Genomic DNA, 16,286 nt, shown 5'->3' with positions numbered 1-16,286 from the left:
GTGCTGGCCGGTGCCGTACCTAGAACCGCCAGCCCAGGGTCACCTGACCCTGATCGTTCGACAGGAGGCCGCGGCCCATGTCGCTGGTGATCGACAGTGATGCCGTGAGATTGTGACCCACTGCCATTTCGGCACCCGCATTCACGCTCACCCACTGCGGGTCGAGCGAATTGGCGATGGAGAACGGCACATCGGGCGCACCGAAGAAATGCGCGCTGACCGTATCTTGGGTATCGCCCAGTTCGCGAGCATAGGCGACCGAGCCAAACGCGCGGATTGCGCTCTTCTCACTGCTGACGATATCGACGCTCGCCATCGCTCCGACTTTCGCGCCGAGCGAAGTGTAGGTGCGATCCGCAATGACCAGACCGAACCGGCCGGCCCCCAGCTCGCGGTAGCCTTCGATATCGCTACGAACGTAGTCCATGCTCACGACGGGGCCGGCTTCGATCCCCTTGGCGAGATCGACGGCATATCCGAACCGTAGCCCGCCGAAGGTCTGCTGCCCTTGCGACTGGCCGACCGCATTGTCGTAATACGGCTGGAAGTCGCCCGAGGACAGGCGGTCTGCACCAAGCCGCTGTTCGGACGTGCCGGCGTAGCCATCTGCGAACAGCCCCCGGTCCTCGTAAGTCACATAAAGCGCCACGGACCGGCTCTGGTCGGCCTGCGGCTGGAGCATATGGGACGATTGCTGACTATTGCGGATGTTCGAGACCGCGATGCCGAAGCTGAAGCTTTCCGACACACGCATGTCTGCACCCACGGTCAGTTCGCCCGCCTGGGTGAGCGAAGCCTGCTCGAATGCATTGGCACCCAGAGGCGTGCCTGCACTCGCCACGTTCATCCCGAGCGTATCGAAGCCGCCCGAGCCCAGGAGTCCCGACTGCTGGGAGGCATTGCGGTACATGCCGGAAGCGCTCCCGAACATGCCGAGCTTGCCCACCTCGCTGGGAGGAGCGCCCGCAATGGCATAGCTGGCGCTGCCCGAGGCGCTGAAATTGCCCAGAGCGCGCGAACCACCGCGGAGCGCAAGCGTGCGCTGCGAGATCTGCCCGGTAAAGCGCTGGGCGAAGCTGTTGGCCGTGAACGTCTGGTTGAAGGCGCTCATCGGAGCGAGCGACAACAAGGTGCTGCCCAGGGTGTCGTAGGTCGCATTGTCGACGATCAGGAACATGTCCGCGAACGCGTTGAAATTGCTTGCTCGCAACGTGTCGAGAGCGCCGCCCAGCGATTCAAGCGATGAACTTGGCCCAAGCAGGTCCTTGATGCTTTTCGCACCGAACTCCACGATCACATCATTGCCGACGATCCGGTGCTCGGCAGTCAGGATCGGCGAGAATGTGAGGAAAGCGAACTCGCTGAAGTCGCCGTCAATCGCTCCCGCAGTAAGCGCGGTGTACTGATCGCCAAAGCGCACCCGGCGACGATCGGCGGTCACGATCAGAAGCCCGTCGAGTATGGCGGTCCCGGAAATATTGTAGGAATCCGCAATCAGGTCACGGCGGCTTCCCAGCGCGTAATTGGAGAGCAAAGCCCCGCCGCTTGTCTGGATGTAGTCGCCGTCGATGTTCAGAGTACCGGCGCTGAATGTTCCGCCTGCATTGAGCAAGCCGGAAACATTGAAGAGCGCCATCGTGTCTATCGTTCCGCCATCCCCGGTGATCTGGCCGCCAGCCAGCGTATAGAGAGGAGTGCTGAGCGTCCCGTCTATGTTCGCCGTACCATTGAACTGTTCGACACCGATGAGGCTCGAGAAGCTCCAGGTTTGCGGCAGGTCGAACTCGGCATCGCGATTGTCGATCACCAGCTTGTCGATCTCGACATTCATGTCGACCGAGGTCGTGCCGGCGCGGCTCAGGTGAACTTCGAAATACTGTGCCGGATTGGCGAAAGCAGTGCCGGGCGTACCGTCGGTATTCTGCGGGACGAAACCGGTCGAGCCCGGGCCGAGCAGGACCGAGCTGTCGGGCGTGTTCTCACCGAAATTGGGCGTGCCCTGCGGAGGAAGCCCGGCGGTGAGGATGTCGGGGTATTCGGAAATATCGATGCCGACGATCGTCCCGAGCGCCGGCCCGGTTTCGTAGACACCCGGTTCCGGTCCGGTAGGCACGCCGTTGACCAGCGTCCCATCCTCCAGCTGGATGAAAAATCCGGGGTCGAGATCCTGCGTCCAATGGGTCGGGTCGGACCACAGGCCGTCACCTTCGTTTGCGGAGACATACTTATAGGCCGTGTTTTCGGTGATGAACTCGAAGAAGGGATAAAGGGGATTGTAGAAGCTGATGTCACCATAACCTTCGGGAACGCCGAAAAAATCGAACCCTCCGGAGAGCACGCCGATGGCGAGCGAGAAATCGAACAACTGGTCGACGATCAGGGGCGATCCGCTGTCGCCACCCGCGGTTGCGACTTCGTTGGGAAGCGCGTCGTCCGCGAAATAGTCGATCGCACGAACCGCGGCGAGATTTGCGCAGCTGACCCCACCGGCAGTGAACACGCAACCGTCAATCTCTTCCTGTGTGCGGTTGGGATTGTCGAAATCGGTGAAGTAGTAAGGCTGTGACTCGAAACCCAGCGTGGCCGCAGAAGGTGCCAGCGCCGGAATCACCGAATCCACGAGATCTGCAGAAGAAGCGAGTGCGCCGAGCATGTTCTCGCCAACGCGGCGCAAGAAGCCGATGCCTTCTGCTCCGCCGCCCTGAATGCCATTGGCGGTCCCAAACGTGCCGTAGCCGACCTGGACCACATGCGTCAGTTCCGTCAGCGGGGTCAGCAGCAGGGGCAGAGGGGGAACGTCGGTGATCGGGGTATCGACCGCGATCAGCGCGATATCGGCCCATGGGAAGGGCAGAGCACCATTGCCGACATTTGCCGATGCGTGAATGACCACGTCCGTGCTTGAGGCGACGCCGCCTTCTGCATAATTCGCCCCGGTACCGAGATATTCGAAGAACCGCACCGAGCTATCGACACCGCTCGAAATCAGCATCGTTCGCTCTGCGCCCGTTTCCGGCAAACCATAGGCTTCCGAGGAGCGCGTCGTGCTCGCGGTGAGGCAGTGCGCCGCGGTCAGAATCGTGCGCGGGTTGATCACGCTGCCTGTGCAGTTGAAGAAAATCGCGCCATCCGAATTGCGCTGACTGAATATCTGGACAACCGAAGGCTGCGTGTTGTCGACATCGACTATGCCGCCCGATCCCACGTCGTCGCGCGCGATGATCCGTGGTTCCGCGTAGGATCCTGTCGCTATCGTTTCGTAGGCGAGGCGCGGTATCGCAAAGTCGGTCGGACTATCGAACCGTGCTTCGAAACCCGTCACGTCGAAGCCGGCAAACGTATTTATCGGTGCGATCGCGCCGACAAGGCTGCCGGAACCGGACATCATAGATGGAGGCGAAATATCGTTGAGCTCTTCGGCGGGGCGTTCCTCACCTGCTACGTCGGAACCCTCGTCAGTCGATGCCAAAGCTGGCGTAGCGCCAAGAGCCGTGGCCATCGCAAAGACACCCACGCCGTTCAGAATACTCCACTTTCTCATTCAAGCCCCCTTGTCGAGTCGATTTGCCTCAAGAAGGGAAGCTACAGGAATTACTCTATTGGTCTAGATTTTTTATTTTAGTTACTTGTGCTTACTCCCTAATTGCAAAGGCGCGATAGCAAACGCCTGCAGCCCGCATCGCTGGAAGGCCTCCAGACAGATCGGACAAAGGCAAGGCGTGTCCGAAGCCACATTGGCCTGATTCTCAAATCTGCTAATGCGAATGATTATCATTGACGATAGTCGCCAGTGATCCTAGGCGGCGGTCACGCGACCGACGACTCGTCACCTCGGTCAACCTGCCTTCTGGAGCTTTTGTGAAACGTTCGACCATCAAGACCTGGTTTCTCGTTCACAAGTGGAGCAGTCTCATCCCGACGGTGTTTCTGCTCATGCTCTGCATCACCGGGCTGCCGCTGATCTTCCACGATGAAATCGATGCAATGGTCGGCGAGGATTACGATGCGATCCTCGACGGCGGACCTTCGGCGGAACGCGGCAGGCCGCTCGACGAGATGCTCGATCGCGCCCTTGCCGAGCGTCCCGGCGAGGTGCCCCTGTTCGTGGCGTTCAGTCAGGAGAGCCCGCTGCTGACCGTCACCACCGGCCCGACCCCGGATGCCGACGGGTCGGAGATGACCCTGCTTTTTCTCGACAGGTCCACCGGGGAAGTCCTCGGCCCAGCGCCGTCGGGCGGTTTCATGGAGTTCATCCTCCAGCTGCACACGGACCTTTTCCTCGGCCTGCCCGGAATGCTGTTTCTCGGCGTCATGGGCGGGCTGTTCGTAGTCGCGCTCATCTCCGGCGTGGTGCTGTACGCGCCCTTCATGCGACGCCTGCCCTTCGGCACCTTGCGCAAGGGCCGCAGCGACCGCGTGAAGAATCTCGATCGACACAACTTGCTTGGGATTGTCGCTTTCGGCTGGATGCTTGTCGTCGGGGCGACCGGCGTCATCAATGCTTTTGCCGACCCCCTGGTCGACAACTGGCGCAGTGGCGAGCTGGCTGAAATGACGGCGCAGTATGCAGGCGAAGAGCCTCTCGATCCTGCCAGCTACGGATCACTCGATGCGGCGATGACCGCGGCGCAATCCGCCCTGCCGGGCCGATCGCCGCAATTCATCGGCTTCCCCGGCGGCGACTGGAGTACCGGGCATCACTACGCCGTCTTCTTCCAGGGCGACCGTCCGCTTACCCAGCACCTGCTGACGCCGGCGCTGATCGATGCGCGTAGCGCGGAGCTGACCGATGCGCGGGCCATGCCTGCGATCAACCAGGCGCTGATGATGTCGAAGCCGCTGCACTTCGGCGATTACGGCGGACTTCCGCTCAAGCTGATCTGGGCTGCACTGACCCTTGCGACGATCTGGGTGCTCTGGACCGGCATCCTGCTCTGGGCGCGTCGCTCGCCCGCCAGGATCGAAAGGCGCATCGACGAAATCGCCAGCGGCGCGGCCAGAGGTGTCCCGGCATGAGGCCGCCGAAGCCCGTCGCTCGCCGTCCACGCGCCAGTCTCGCACGTGTGATGGCTATTCCGGCCTTGCTGCTGCTCGCCAGTATTGCCGGGCTCGTCCTCGGCCTGACCGGTGACGGTCTGCCCGATGCGCTTTCCTGGGCGCTGCTCTCCATCCCCATCATCCTGGCCGTGATCGCATTTTCGCGGCGCGGCTGAGTATTCTTCCTCAAATCCAAGGAACCCCGATGCGTTACCGTCAGACCGCCCTCCCCGCCTTCGTGATCGCCGCCGCCTTGGCAGGCCCTGCCGCCGCACAGGAGACCGAAGAGAACACCATCGTGGTAACGGCGCAACGCGACAATGCGACCGAGATCGTCAATGGCGGCGACGCCGGTGTCCTTGGCGACAAGCCTGCCGAAGACCTGCCCTTCTCCATCCGCAGTTTCGACGAGACGCTGATCTACAACCAGCAGCCGCTGACTATCGGCGACGTGCTGGACAACGATCCGACCGTGCGGACGACCTATGGCTTCGGCAATGCGGCCGAGCAGTTCGTCATTCGCGGTTTCGCGCTGTTCGGCGACGATGTCGGCGTGAATGGCCTTTACGGCATCGCCCCGCGCCAGCTGATCGCGCCGGAATTGTTCGACGAGGTGCAGGTACTCAATGGCGCGACAGCCTTCCTGAATGGTGCGGCCCCCGGCGGTTCGGGGCTGGGCGGGAGCGTGAACCTGCAGTTGAAGCGCGCCGGTGCCCAGGATGTCGCGCGCGTCACGGCAAATTTCGTGGGCGAAGAGCATGTCGGCGGCAGCTTCGACGTCTCGCGGCGCTTCGGCTCTGCCGGCCAGTTCGGACTGCGCGTGAACGGCGCCTACCGCGATGGCGAGGTCTCGGTCGATCGTGAGGATCGGCGGACGCAGGTGCTCGGTGCCGCATTCGATTATGATAGCGGCCCGTTCCGCGCGGTGCTCGACATGGCCTATCAGGAAGTGCGCGTCGATTCCTTGCGCCCGAAAGTGACGCTCGCCGGTTTCATCCCCGACGTTCCGGAAGCCGATGCCAACTACGCGCAGGATTACACCTATACCGAACTGCGCGACATCTTCGGCACGCTATCGCTCGAATATGATCTCGGACCCGATGCGCTCCTCTACGCCCGGGCGGGTGTGCGCGATGGGGACGAGGAAGGCATTTACGGCGGGATTACCGTAACCGATGCGGCGACGGGCGACGGGACGAGCGGCTTCCACTCCTTCATTCCCTATGAACAGTCCAACCAGTCCGTCGAGGCCGGATTGCGCGCCGGGTTCAACCTTGGTTCCATAACGCACGAGATCAATGTGGGGGGCAATGCAATCTGGCAAGAAGACCGCACGGCCTACGACTTCTTCAATCCCTTCGACACCAATCTCTACGATCCTGCGCAGGTCGCTCCGCAGGCGACTGCGTTCGTGGGCGGGGATCTCGACGACCCCTTCCCCATCACCAAGCGAGAGCTGACCAGCTTTTTCGTTTCCGACACGATCGGGTTCGCAGGCGACCGCGTCATGCTGACCGGCGGCGTGCGCTATCAGGAAATCGCCGTCGACGGCTTCAGCTATTTCGGCGGCGCGCTGACGACAAGCTATAACGAGAACCGCTGGACCCCGGTCGCTGGCCTGGTGGTCAAGCCGAGCGACGGATTGTCACTCTACGCCAACTACATTGAGGCCCTGCAACAGGGGCCGACCGCACCGGTCGATCCTGCGCTTTCAAACTCGGGCGCCGTTCTGGCTCCGCGCGTGTCGGAGCAATATGAGATCGGCGGCAAGCTGGCGCTCGGACCGGTGTTCGCGTCGCTCGCGCTTTACCGCATCGAACGCCCCGGCGAAGGCGTGACCACCGAGGGCGGGCAACAGGTCTTCAGCTATGTCGGAGAGGCACAGCACGAAGGCATCGAGCTTACGCTGAACGGCGAAGTCGCACCGGGGCTGCGCCTCATCACCGGCCTAGCGGTTAACGATGCGGAGTTCGATAATGGCCTCGAAGTTATCGGCGTGCCCGACTTCACCTTCAATGCCAATGCCGAATGGGACCTCCCCTTCCTGCCCGGCGCCACGCTGACTGGTCGCGTGACCCACACCGGAGAACAGGCAGCCGATAGCGCCGGAGCGCTCACGCTGGACAGCTGGACCGTGGTGGACCTCGGCGCGCGCTACGTGTTTGCGGCAGGACACAAGCCCGTCACGCTTCGCCTGACGGTCGACAATGTGTTTGACGAAGCATACTGGGCTTCGGCCTTCGATGTTTTCGCGCCCGCCGTGCTTCAGGGCGCACCACGTACGGTGAAAGCATCGGCATCGATCGCATTCTGATCTGACGAGTGGGCCGGCAACATCAGCACGTCAGCTGCCGGTCCGCCTTCCTCCCGAAGGTCGACATACCCGAAGGCAGCGACCTCGGAGGGGGGCGAACTCGCACCGATATCCGCGGCGTTCTGGCGGCCAGGTCTGGATGAGGTCTGGCTTGCGCGAGTTTTGAAGCTACGATCACCCGCCGACAGTCCCAGATAAAACAGGTAGCGCTATGCAGCCTGGAGCGAATGCGTCTCTTGCCTGTTTTCCCTGTTTTGCCTCGTCATGGACATGCTCGTTCATTGGGGGGTCTATCGCCACCTGCGCCAGGAAATCGGCGCCACGGGCACAGTGCTGCTGGCGGCTCTGGCGGCGGACGCCATCGTGCTGACGGCATTCGCCTCCGTCAAAGTTCAAAGCGACCCGATGGTGGTGCTTTACGCGGCCATCGGCATCTCGGCCGTCTTCGCTGCGGAATGGATCTATCTATCCAATCGGAAACAAGAGGGCGCCTGATCCGTTTCGGTGTCGGGTGAAGAGAAAGGAGAAGGCTGGAATCGCAACTGCTTTGGCATTCGGAGCTGCGCTGTCTTTGATGGCGGTCTGGGTCCATCTCTACCTCCTGTCGCAGTGCAGGAAGCTCATGCACTCCCCATGGCACCTGTCGTTGCGTGTATCGGGAGCCTCTTTGCTGGTCTTGCTCAGCCATCTCCTGATCGCAGCTCTTTTCGCAGGAGGTTTCTACGCCGCGGCACAAGCCGGCCTCGGCGGCTTCAAGAAAGAGATCATGGGAGACTGGATGGACTACTTCTACTTCTCGCTGATCAACATCACCACACTCGGCCTGGGCGATGTCTACCCCACTGGCCACCTGCGCGCGATCACGGGAATCGAGTCCCTCACAGGCTTCGTGATCATCAGCTGCACCGCGCAATTCGTTTACGAGGCAATCAAGCAGAAGGAGGATAGCGATGGCCAAGAGCGCTCATAAGCAGGAGGGGGACGGCCCCTACTGGAAATTCATGGCGATGATCGGGACGAGCACCGCCGTGATGTTCGGGCTGATGTATCTCAATACATTCACCATCGATCACGTTTTCTGGAGCGAGACGCGATTCTGGATGGCCTTCGTGATGGGGGCGGCCATGATGGTCGTCATGCTTCTTTTCATGTGGGGCATGTATAAAAACTCCACGAAGAACTTCATCATTCTAGGAGTCGCCGCCGTAGTGTTCGCCGGAGGCCTCTGGCTCGTGCGTAGCCAGACGACCGTGACGGGCGTCGAATACATGCAAGCCATGATCCCGCACCACTCCATCGCCATCATGACCAGCGAGAGAGCGCAGATCGAGGACCCGCGCGTGCGCAAGCTCGCCCATGACATCATCCTCGCCCAGCGCCGCGAGATCGCGCAGATGCGCTACCTGATCGCCGACATCGAGGAAAACGGCGTGCGCTCGACCCGCCGCTTGCCGCAGGAGATGGAACAATGAAGACCACGACCTTTTCGATAATCGCTTGCCTCGGCCTCGCCGCCTGCAACCAGAACACCGCCATCGGCAATGATCGCGAAGCGCAGCTCGATCCGCCCGCAAAGGCCTCGCCCATAATGAGTGCGGATGCGGCGCTTGCAAATGTGTCGACGGCGATCGTGAAACCCGAAACGATGTCGGATGCCGACATGAAGGCGATCGGCGCCGGCGGCGGATGCGTGTTCCGGCTGACCGAGGTCTCCTATCCCGCCCTTGCCTACACCGACGGGGAAAGTGCCACGATTAAGCTCAACGGCAAGCTCATTCCCTTGCAGGCGACCGGCCCCGGCCATTTCGAAAGCGGGGGCTTGCGCGTGAATCTCAGGATGCTGGACTATGAAGGCGACGCGGGCCTGCAAGGAATGGAAATGCTCGTCATTCCGCCAGGCGCGCCGGACGAGCTCGGCTATCATGGATTCCGCTACTGCCCTGCATAGTGGAGCGATACTTTTGCAGCCGCGACGGCTGCAGAAGATCTGCGAGTTGAAGCACATGAGGACAGACGACATGAACTATTATTATTCAACGACCATCGAGGCGCCGTTGGAAGAGGCTCTCGAGAAGACGCGAAACGCTCTGGGCGATCAGGGATTTGGCATTATCAACGAAATCGACATGGCGAATACTCTGAAGGAAAAGATCGGCGCCGATTTCCGACCCTATCGCATCCTCGGAGCCTGCAATCCGCAACTGGCTTATGAAGCCCTGCAACTCGAAGACAAGGTAGGCACGATGCTGCCCTGCAATGTCATCGTGCAACAGCTGCCATCGGGTTCCACCGAAGTGGCTGCCATCGACCCGGTGGCTTCGATGGCCTCGATCGACAACGCCAAGCTGAAAGAGGCAGCCGAGCGTGTGCGGGACAAGCTCCGGGCTGCAATCGAGGCACTCAAAGGCGCCTGAGCGCTTTTGGAACTTTCGGCGAGGAAATGGCCCCTTCGCAGTCCCGATCTCCCAACGGCTGTCAGTCTGCAACCGACCCGAATTCAGACAACACTCGGATTGAGTGGGGCCAGAGTGGGAATTGCCCTTTTCCCCTGGAAAAGATCACCCACCTGGAACCCAGCTGCCGGTCCAGCCGAACGGGCATTCCGCAGCAAGTCTCGATTTTTGCTTTTGGAAGTAGTGGTGCGCGACGCAGATGCGAGCGGACCAGTCTCAACCAGGAATTCCCTGCTTTCAGGGAAATTTGCAGGGAATTCCGCAATTTTCGCTCTCTTCTGGCTCGCTTAACGTAAAATAGGCTGCTGAATTTGCAGCATTACCTGGGGCAGTTCCCTAGTCTTGGCAGCAGGGAATTCAGGCTCCCGGAGCAGGGAAATTTTTCAGGCCCAGCAGCTAAATGACATGGAAGTTGCACCGAAGTTGGCGAACTACCAAGGAATTTTCGGTCTCCGGAAGATTTACAAAAAAAGTGCTTGCGAGCTTGAAACGACGAGTCCTTAATAGGGCATCGCCGCTCGCGACATGGCTGTCCTCGGCAGGAGAAAGCGCGTCCGCAAGTCGGAGAAGGATCAGGTTGAGCGTGTTGCGCGAAGCATAAGAAGGCACAAACAGGCTGCGCCGATCCTGACCGACCACTCGGGCGAAATCATAAACGGGCATATCGTTGTTCAGGCCTTGAGATCGCTTGGTGCGAGCGAAGCATGGTGCGCAGTAATCGACCACCTCGACGAGGACGAGCGGGCCTTGCTCCATGTTACCTTGAACAGGCTCGGTGAGACCGGCGACTGGGACCTTGATGCTCTGGGCCCTCTCCTGATCGAGCTGGATGAGCTCGGGTTCGAGCTCGAGACAACCGGGTTCAGCCTGCCGGAACTCGACATCATCATGTCGCCTAAAGATGAGGAATGTAGCGAAGCCGAAGGAGAGGAAATTCCCGATCTGCCTGTCGAGCCGGTTTCCGTTTCGAGTGATACCTGGCTCATTGGCGATCACGGCTCCACTGTGGGGACGCGACGGATCCGAAATCCTACAAACTGCTCCTGGATGGTGAAGTCACCGATGTGATCTTCACCGACTGTCCATGGAATATTCCCATCGCAGGCTTTGTCAGTGGTCTCGGCAAGGTCAAGCACCAGGACTTCAAGATGGGTGCCGGCGAAATGCCAAAGGAAGAGTTCGTCGACTTCTGCGACAGGTTCCATGAGCTCGGGGCTGCCAATCTAATTGACGGCGGGGTCTTCTATTCCTGTATCGACTGGCGCTCTGCCGACGTCATCATGAAGTCGGGTCGACGCGCCGGCCTTCGGCACATCAATACGGCTGTCTGGAACAAGGGATCGGGCGGAATGGGATCACCCTGGCGTTCTGCCCACGAGTTCATCGTGATCTTCTGCAAGGGCAAGAAATGCGCGGTGAACAATATCGAACTGGGAAAGCATGGCCGGGACCGGACAAATGTCTGGAGTTACCCCGGTGCCAACCGCAAGGGATCATCAGCCTCAAAGGCCCTCGCAAACCATCCGACGCCCAAGCCGGTCGAGATGGTGCGCGATGCCCTGCTCGATGTAAGTAATCGCGGAGGGATCGTCCTTGATCCGTTCATGGGATCGGGAACCACGATCATCGCGGCCGAGCAATGCGGTCGCGTGGCTCGCGGGATCGAGCTCGATCCTGCCTATGTCGATGTGGCGGTCCGGCGATGGGAAGAGCTGATCGGCAGACCCGCAATGCATGCCGAAACGGGCCTCAGCTTCTCCGAGATGGCCGAGAAAAGACTCGCGAAAGACGACGTGGCGAACGCTGCCTGAGGTCAAGTCAGCGATCAGGGGGTTCAGATGGCAAAGAAATACAAGGTGGGATACGGGAATCCCCCCAAGGAACACCAGTGGAAGCCCGGGGAGAGCGGCAACCCTTCGGGCAAGAAGGGGAGCGCAAAAATGGCTGCAAATGCAAAGCCACTGATCGACTGCCTTGTCGAGGAGCTTCTTGAGCCGGTCAGTCCGACAGTCGGCGGGAAGACACTGAAGATGCCGTTAGTGAGCGCGCTGGCCAAGACATTGGTCCGCGACCTCCTCAATGCGACCCCGAGGGAAAAGATCCAGCTGCTTGAAAAGCTGATGGAACTAGGCGTCTTTGATGCTTTGGCGACCCGGATACGTGATACGCAGCAGAACGCAGACTCAGGCAGTTGGATCAGTGAGGAAGACCGTTTGATGGTTGCAGCCCTCAATGAGGCACTCGATCCCGATAATGGAAATTCATGACCGAGAGCGGTGGCCCAGGCAAACCATCCTCAAATGGGCCGCCGATGAGCTCGAAAAGATACACCGACCTACGACCCAATTAAGTAAGCAGTTATCACCAATGGGGAGGCCAACCGTCTGCTGGAGAAGCAGTCACCGTTTCGTGGGGATATCTCAAACTTGAAGAGCTGAAACGCGGCGCGGGTCGTGGTTGGAAGGACAAGTCCGTCGCGATAATGGAACCGCGCGTTCGGTTGGTCTCGCTTCGAGACGCCTCTTCCAAGGTTAGAACGGGTGTGACGCATGCGTCCAATCCGGCGAAGGCAACTTCCCACTCGGTCATGGTCTTTGTCTTGATCACGGGTCCCAGCAACTCAGCGCGCGAAGCCCAGTGCTCGGGGTTGAGGTAGTCGTCAAAGTCCAATGGATCGAAACCAAGGCCGGTGAGGAAGGCGTCGTGGAACTGCTTCTCGAGCGCTCCCACCGCAATATGGCGTCCGTCGGCAGTTTCATAGCAGCGATAGAAGTAGGCGCTGCCGTCCAACAGGTTGCCTCCACGCCCAGAATTCCATTGGCCCATCTGCATCCAACCGGACAGTTGCGTCAAAAGAACACTGATCCCGTCGATCATGGCGACATCAAGGACTTGCCCCCTGCCGGAGCGTTGCCTCTCTTGCAGTGCGGCCAGTACTCCAACCACCATTAACATCCCGCCACCCCCGAAATTGCCGACGAGGTTCAGAGGCGGCGTCGGCGCACCATCGAAAGGCCCGATAGGGTGAAGTCCGCCACTCAATGCAAGATAGTTTATGTCATGACCGGCCTTCTGGCTTAGCGGACCTTCCTGGCCCCACCCGCTCATCCGAGTGTAGACCAGCCGTTCGTTGAGCTCGCAGAGCCGGTCCGGGCCCAGACCAAGTCGCTCCATCGTGCCAGGCCGATATCCCTCAATCAGGACGTCCGCTTTTTGCACGAGTTCAAGAATTGTCTCCACGCCTTCGTGCGACTTGATATCCAGTTCGAGCGACGGCCTCCCCCGGAAAAGAAAATCGAACTTTGGATCCCCTCCAAGCGGATTTGTCGCTCCGGCCCGCTCGATCCGGATACCGCTGGCCCCGAGGTCGCAGAGCATCATTGCACCGAACGGCGTAGGCCCGAGGCCTGTGAACTCCAGCACCTTGACGCCTTCCAGCGGCATCTGCCGCCGCGCCTCGTTGCTATTTGTGTCGGCGTGGCCAGCAGCCATGTCTTTCTCCAAAATTATTCCCGCAAGTTAAAAAATATACTAGCCAGTAGACGGTTCGGATGTCACTATCGAAAACACGATCCGCCTGAAGGCGGACATGGGCACAACTGAGAGGATGCTAGAATGGGAACCGTTACACCTAGTGAACTGCGTTTTACGCGGACGGAGCGGGTTACAATGGGCCGGCCCGCCGGCGAGGCACTGCTGGACCAGGCTGAAGCCATGGGATGCAACAAGGTCTTTCTCCTCGCATCCAGCACCCTCAGGGAGAAGACTGACGAGATCTCCAGGATCGAAAACACGCTCGGCAAGCGACACACTGCGACTTTCAGTGGCATTGCGCCGCACGCGCCGCGGGCCGATGTGCTCAAGGCGGCCAATGCTGCGCGTGAAGCGGGCGCCGATATGATCGTATCGATTGGCGGGGGGTCGGCAACCGATGCAGCCAAGATCGTCAGTCTGCTCATCAAACACGACGTTCGCACGGTCGAGGATTTCGAGCCTCTCCGTACATACGTCACCGGCGACGGTGAGGTCATCAATCCGATCACGGTCGGACCGGATATTCCCGTAATATGTGTGCCGACCACGTTATCTGGCGGCGAATTCAATGCACTTTCGGGAGCTACCGACGAGGAAACGCAGCACAAGCAGGGATACGAGCATCGCAACATGGCTCCGGTCATGGTGGTTCTCGATCCTGCGATCACCGTGCACACTCCTGAATGGCTATGGCTCTCTACTGGCGTGCGGTCGGTCGACCATGCCGTCGAGACGCTTTCTTCCGATAAATCGAACGATTTTGCCGATGGGCTTGCAGAAAGCGCGCTGAAGCTACTGGTAGAAGGTCTTCCCCGAGTGAAGGCTGACCCTGACGACCTCGAAGGTCGTCTCAAATGCCAGGTCGGCGCTTGGCAATCCATGATCAGCATCATTGGTGGAGTGCCGATGGGCGCCAGCCATGCGATAGGCCATATCCTAGGCGGAACCTGTAACGTGCCGCACGGCTACTGCTCCTGCGTGATGGCGCCTTACGTGTTGCAGTGGAACGCTGAGTACGACGACAGTAGGCAAAATCGAACACTATCCGTTCTCGGCAGCACCCACCCGACCGCGGCAGAGGCACTCGATGCATTCATCCGGAATCTTGGAATGCCGCGCACCCTCAGTGAGGTCGGGGTCGATGAGAGCCGCTTCCAGCAGGTTTCCGAATATACCCTTCTCGACATCTGGGGACGAACCAATCCTAGGCCTGTCAAGACGGCGGACGACATCATGGAAATACTGCGTCTGGCAGCTTGAGGGAGGGATCGACGTGGCCAAAGAGGAAGATTTCAGCGATCCGCGTATTCCAAACCGCGATGCATGCGTGCTGCGCTATCTAGTCGACAGATGGGCAGCTGAGCGGCCGGAAAAGGCGCATGTGGTTTTTGCCGATGGCGATGAATGGACATTCGCTGAACTGCAGAAGAAAGTCCGGGCCAAGGCTGCAGGGTTCCGCGAGCTCGGAGTTCGCCAGGGTGAGCATGTAGCCGTGTGGTTGCCAAACGGGCCAGACGCTCTGCTCGCTTTCTACGCTATCAATTACATTGGTGCGGTTTTCGTTCCCTTCAATACTGCATACCGGGGCAGCCTTCTGCAGCACGTGATTGCGAATTCGGGAGCGCGTTTTCTGCTGGTGCATCCGGACCTGCTGCCACGCTTGTCGGAAATCGATCTGGCGAAGGTGGAGCAGTTGGTCGTCACGACGAATGGGGAGGCGGATTTCGCGCCATTGCCGGTCACCCGTTTTGATTCGCTATGCGGCGATGAGAACGATCCGCTTCCTCTCGATCGACCGATCGAGCCCTGGGACATTCAATCAATTATCTACACGTCGGGTACGACTGGCCCGTCGAAGGGGGTGCTGTCCTCCTATCTGCACATGTTCTCCAATGCCGGTCCGGAATCCTGGCCGATGGTGGGCGAGGACGACAGGTACATGTGCGTTGCTCCAATCTTCCATATCGGTGGCATGGGTCCTCCGTTCGTCATGCTGGCGCGCGGTGCATCAGTGGCAATGATCGACAATTTCTCGACTGATGAATTCTGGTCTGTCGCGAAGGCTACCCAGTCAACCGTAGTCTTTCTGCTCGGCGTAATGGCGACCTTCCTCCTCAAGGCTGAACCAGGACCTGGAGACCGGGATCATACGGTGAAGAAGGCCTTCATGGTTCCTTTAACCGGCGATGCGCCTGCATTCACGGAACGCTTCGGCGTCGACATCTACACAATTTTCAACATGACCGAGATCTCTTCCCCGATCGTGTCGGAGGCAAATCCGATCAAGATCGGGACCTGCGGAACCGTGCGGGACGGCGTGGAAGTCCGCTTGGTGGATACAAATGATTGCGAGGTGCCGGTCGGGGAGATCGGCGAGATGCTGGTGCGTACGGACAGACCCTGGGCAATGAACAGCGGCTACAATGCCAATCCTGAGGCAACTGCCGAAGCCTGGCGTAACGGCTGGTTTCATACCGGCGATGCATTCCGCAAGGACGAGGATGGATACTTCTATTTTGTCGACCGGGTAAAGGATGCGATCCGGCGGCGCGGGGAAAACATCTCGTCTTTTGAAGTAGAAGCCGACGTCTGCCGCCATCCCGCTGTCCGCGAAGCTGCGGCCATCGCTGTCCCAAGCGAGTACTCCGAAGACGAGGTCATGGTTGTCGTGGCGCCAGTACCCGGAAAGTCGATCGATCCGCACAACCTCGCGGAGTTTCTTATCGAGACCATGCCCTATTTCATGGTCCCTCGTTACGTGAGAATTCTCGAGGAGTTGCCCAAAACGCCTTCAGCAAAGGTGATGAAGGCAGAACTGCGTAGCGAGGGAATTACCCCGGATACATGGGATCGTGAGGCTGCGGGCCTGCGCGTTCGTAGAGAGAGCTTCAGTTCATGAAGCTCACATTCATTCAACTGGTAGTCACCGCAGACCACCCCAAGATACC

Annotated in this window: 15 protein-coding genes; 13 read left to right on the top strand and 2 right to left on the bottom strand. The window is 59.7% G+C overall.

The window, feature by feature from the left end; translation table 11 throughout:
* Positions 1–19: 19 nt before the first annotated feature.
* A complete protein-coding gene (locus tag CCE89_RS09180; protein WP_086437713.1) occupies positions 20–3,541 on the bottom strand; it encodes an autotransporter domain-containing protein in 3,522 nt (1,173 codons plus the stop codon).
* Positions 3,542–3,858: 317 nt separating this feature from the next.
* On the opposite strand from CCE89_RS09180, the gene CCE89_RS09175 reads away from it, so the two are divergent.
* From CCE89_RS09175 to CCE89_RS09125, 11 genes are all read left to right on the top strand, one after another.
* Positions 3,859–5,016: a PepSY-associated TM helix domain-containing protein gene (locus tag CCE89_RS09175; protein WP_086437712.1), complete on the top strand. Its 1,158-nt coding sequence runs from the start codon at positions 3,859–3,861 to the stop codon at positions 5,014–5,016.
* Positions 5,013–5,213 carry a hypothetical protein gene (locus tag CCE89_RS09170; RefSeq protein WP_086437711.1) on the top strand — a complete coding sequence of 67 codons (201 nt, stop codon included), beginning with the start codon at positions 5,013–5,015 and terminating at the stop codon, positions 5,211–5,213. Before CCE89_RS09175 ends, CCE89_RS09170 begins: the two co-directional genes overlap by 4 nt.
* A 29-nt stretch (positions 5,214–5,242) precedes the next feature.
* A complete protein-coding gene (locus tag CCE89_RS09165; RefSeq protein WP_086437710.1) occupies positions 5,243–7,351 on the top strand; it encodes a TonB-dependent receptor in 2,109 nt (702 codons plus the stop codon).
* A 264-nt stretch (positions 7,352–7,615) separates the two neighbouring features.
* Positions 7,616–7,846 carry a hypothetical protein gene (locus tag CCE89_RS09160; RefSeq protein ID WP_086437709.1) on the top strand — a complete coding sequence of 77 codons (231 nt, stop codon included), beginning with the start codon at positions 7,616–7,618 and terminating at the stop codon, positions 7,844–7,846.
* A 181-nt stretch (positions 7,847–8,027) separates the two neighbouring features.
* A complete protein-coding gene (locus CCE89_RS09155; RefSeq protein ID WP_234990021.1) occupies positions 8,028–8,321 on the top strand; it encodes a potassium channel family protein in 294 nt (97 codons plus the stop codon).
* Entirely contained in the window at positions 8,302–8,823 is a 522-nt protein-coding gene (locus tag CCE89_RS09150) for a DUF305 domain-containing protein (RefSeq protein ID WP_234990020.1), read from the top strand. The genes CCE89_RS09155 and CCE89_RS09150 overlap by 20 nt, the downstream gene beginning before the upstream one ends.
* Positions 8,820–9,299, top strand: a complete 480-nt coding sequence (locus tag CCE89_RS09145; protein ID WP_086437707.1) for a DUF6692 family protein — start codon at positions 8,820–8,822, stop codon at positions 9,297–9,299. Before CCE89_RS09150 ends, CCE89_RS09145 begins: the two co-directional genes overlap by 4 nt.
* 70 nt (positions 9,300–9,369) lie before the next feature.
* Positions 9,370–9,765, top strand: a complete 396-nt coding sequence (locus CCE89_RS09140; protein ID WP_086438057.1) for a DUF302 domain-containing protein — start codon at positions 9,370–9,372, stop codon at positions 9,763–9,765.
* Between the two features lie 564 nt (positions 9,766–10,329).
* Positions 10,330–10,872, top strand: coding sequence for a ParB N-terminal domain-containing protein (locus CCE89_RS09135; protein WP_086437706.1), 543 nt, complete (start codon positions 10,330–10,332; stop codon positions 10,870–10,872).
* Positions 10,869–11,615, top strand: a complete 747-nt coding sequence (locus tag CCE89_RS09130; RefSeq protein WP_159456631.1) for a DNA-methyltransferase — start codon at positions 10,869–10,871, stop codon at positions 11,613–11,615. Before CCE89_RS09135 ends, CCE89_RS09130 begins: the two co-directional genes overlap by 4 nt.
* Before the next feature lie 27 nt (positions 11,616–11,642).
* Positions 11,643–12,071 (top strand): DUF5681 domain-containing protein, encoded by a 429-nt coding sequence (locus tag CCE89_RS09125; protein ID WP_086437704.1) that lies wholly within the window; start codon positions 11,643–11,645, stop codon positions 12,069–12,071.
* Positions 12,072–12,165: 94 nt separating this feature from the next.
* On the opposite strand, the gene CCE89_RS09120 is transcribed toward CCE89_RS09125, so the two are convergent.
* Complete coding sequence (locus tag CCE89_RS09120; RefSeq protein WP_234990019.1) at positions 12,166–13,308, bottom strand: CaiB/BaiF CoA transferase family protein; 1,143 nt, start codon at positions 13,306–13,308, stop codon at positions 12,166–12,168.
* Between the two features lie 165 nt (positions 13,309–13,473).
* Between CCE89_RS09120 and CCE89_RS09115 the strand changes: the two genes are divergently transcribed.
* Positions 13,474–14,598, top strand: coding sequence for an iron-containing alcohol dehydrogenase (locus CCE89_RS09115; protein WP_234990018.1), 1,125 nt, complete (start codon positions 13,474–13,476; stop codon positions 14,596–14,598).
* A 13-nt stretch (positions 14,599–14,611) separates the two neighbouring features.
* Positions 14,612–16,237, top strand: a complete 1,626-nt coding sequence (locus CCE89_RS09110) for an AMP-binding protein (RefSeq protein ID WP_086437702.1) — start codon at positions 14,612–14,614, stop codon at positions 16,235–16,237.
* Positions 16,238–16,286 lie beyond the last annotated feature (49 nt).

The sequence above is a fragment of the Altererythrobacter xiamenensis genome, assembly GCF_900177715.1.
In the GTDB taxonomy this organism is placed as follows: Bacteria; Pseudomonadota; Alphaproteobacteria; order Sphingomonadales; family Sphingomonadaceae; genus Erythrobacter; species Erythrobacter xiamenensis.
This window is presented reverse-complemented; position numbering and strand designations above follow the sequence as displayed.

What these genes read in the sequence shown, in the direction of transcription:
- CCE89_RS09115 (WP_234990018.1), top strand. Translation starts at nt 13,474, where the DNA reads ATGGGCCGGCCCGCCGGCGAGGCACTGCTGGACCAGGCTGAAGCCATG.
- CCE89_RS09125 (WP_086437704.1), top strand. Translation starts at nt 11,643, where the DNA reads ATGGCAAAGAAATACAAGGTGGGATACGGGAATCCCCCCAAGGAACAC.
- CCE89_RS09140 (WP_086438057.1), top strand. Translation starts at nt 9,370, where the DNA reads ATGAACTATTATTATTCAACGACCATCGAGGCGCCGTTGGAAGAGGCT.
- CCE89_RS09145 (WP_086437707.1), top strand. Translation starts at nt 8,820, where the DNA reads ATGAAGACCACGACCTTTTCGATAATCGCTTGCCTCGGCCTCGCCGCC.
- CCE89_RS09165 (WP_086437710.1), top strand. Translation starts at nt 5,243, where the DNA reads ATGCGTTACCGTCAGACCGCCCTCCCCGCCTTCGTGATCGCCGCCGCC.
- CCE89_RS09135 (WP_086437706.1), top strand. Translation starts at nt 10,330, where the DNA reads ATGGCTGTCCTCGGCAGGAGAAAGCGCGTCCGCAAGTCGGAGAAGGAT.
- CCE89_RS09180 (WP_086437713.1), bottom strand. Translation starts at nt 3,541, where the DNA reads ATGAGAAAGTGGAGTATTCTGAACGGCGTGGGTGTCTTTGCGATGGCC.
- CCE89_RS09150 (WP_234990020.1), top strand. Translation starts at nt 8,302, where the DNA reads ATGGCCAAGAGCGCTCATAAGCAGGAGGGGGACGGCCCCTACTGGAAA.
- CCE89_RS09160 (WP_086437709.1), top strand. Translation starts at nt 7,616, where the DNA reads ATGGACATGCTCGTTCATTGGGGGGTCTATCGCCACCTGCGCCAGGAA.
- CCE89_RS09170 (WP_086437711.1), top strand. Translation starts at nt 5,013, where the DNA reads ATGAGGCCGCCGAAGCCCGTCGCTCGCCGTCCACGCGCCAGTCTCGCA.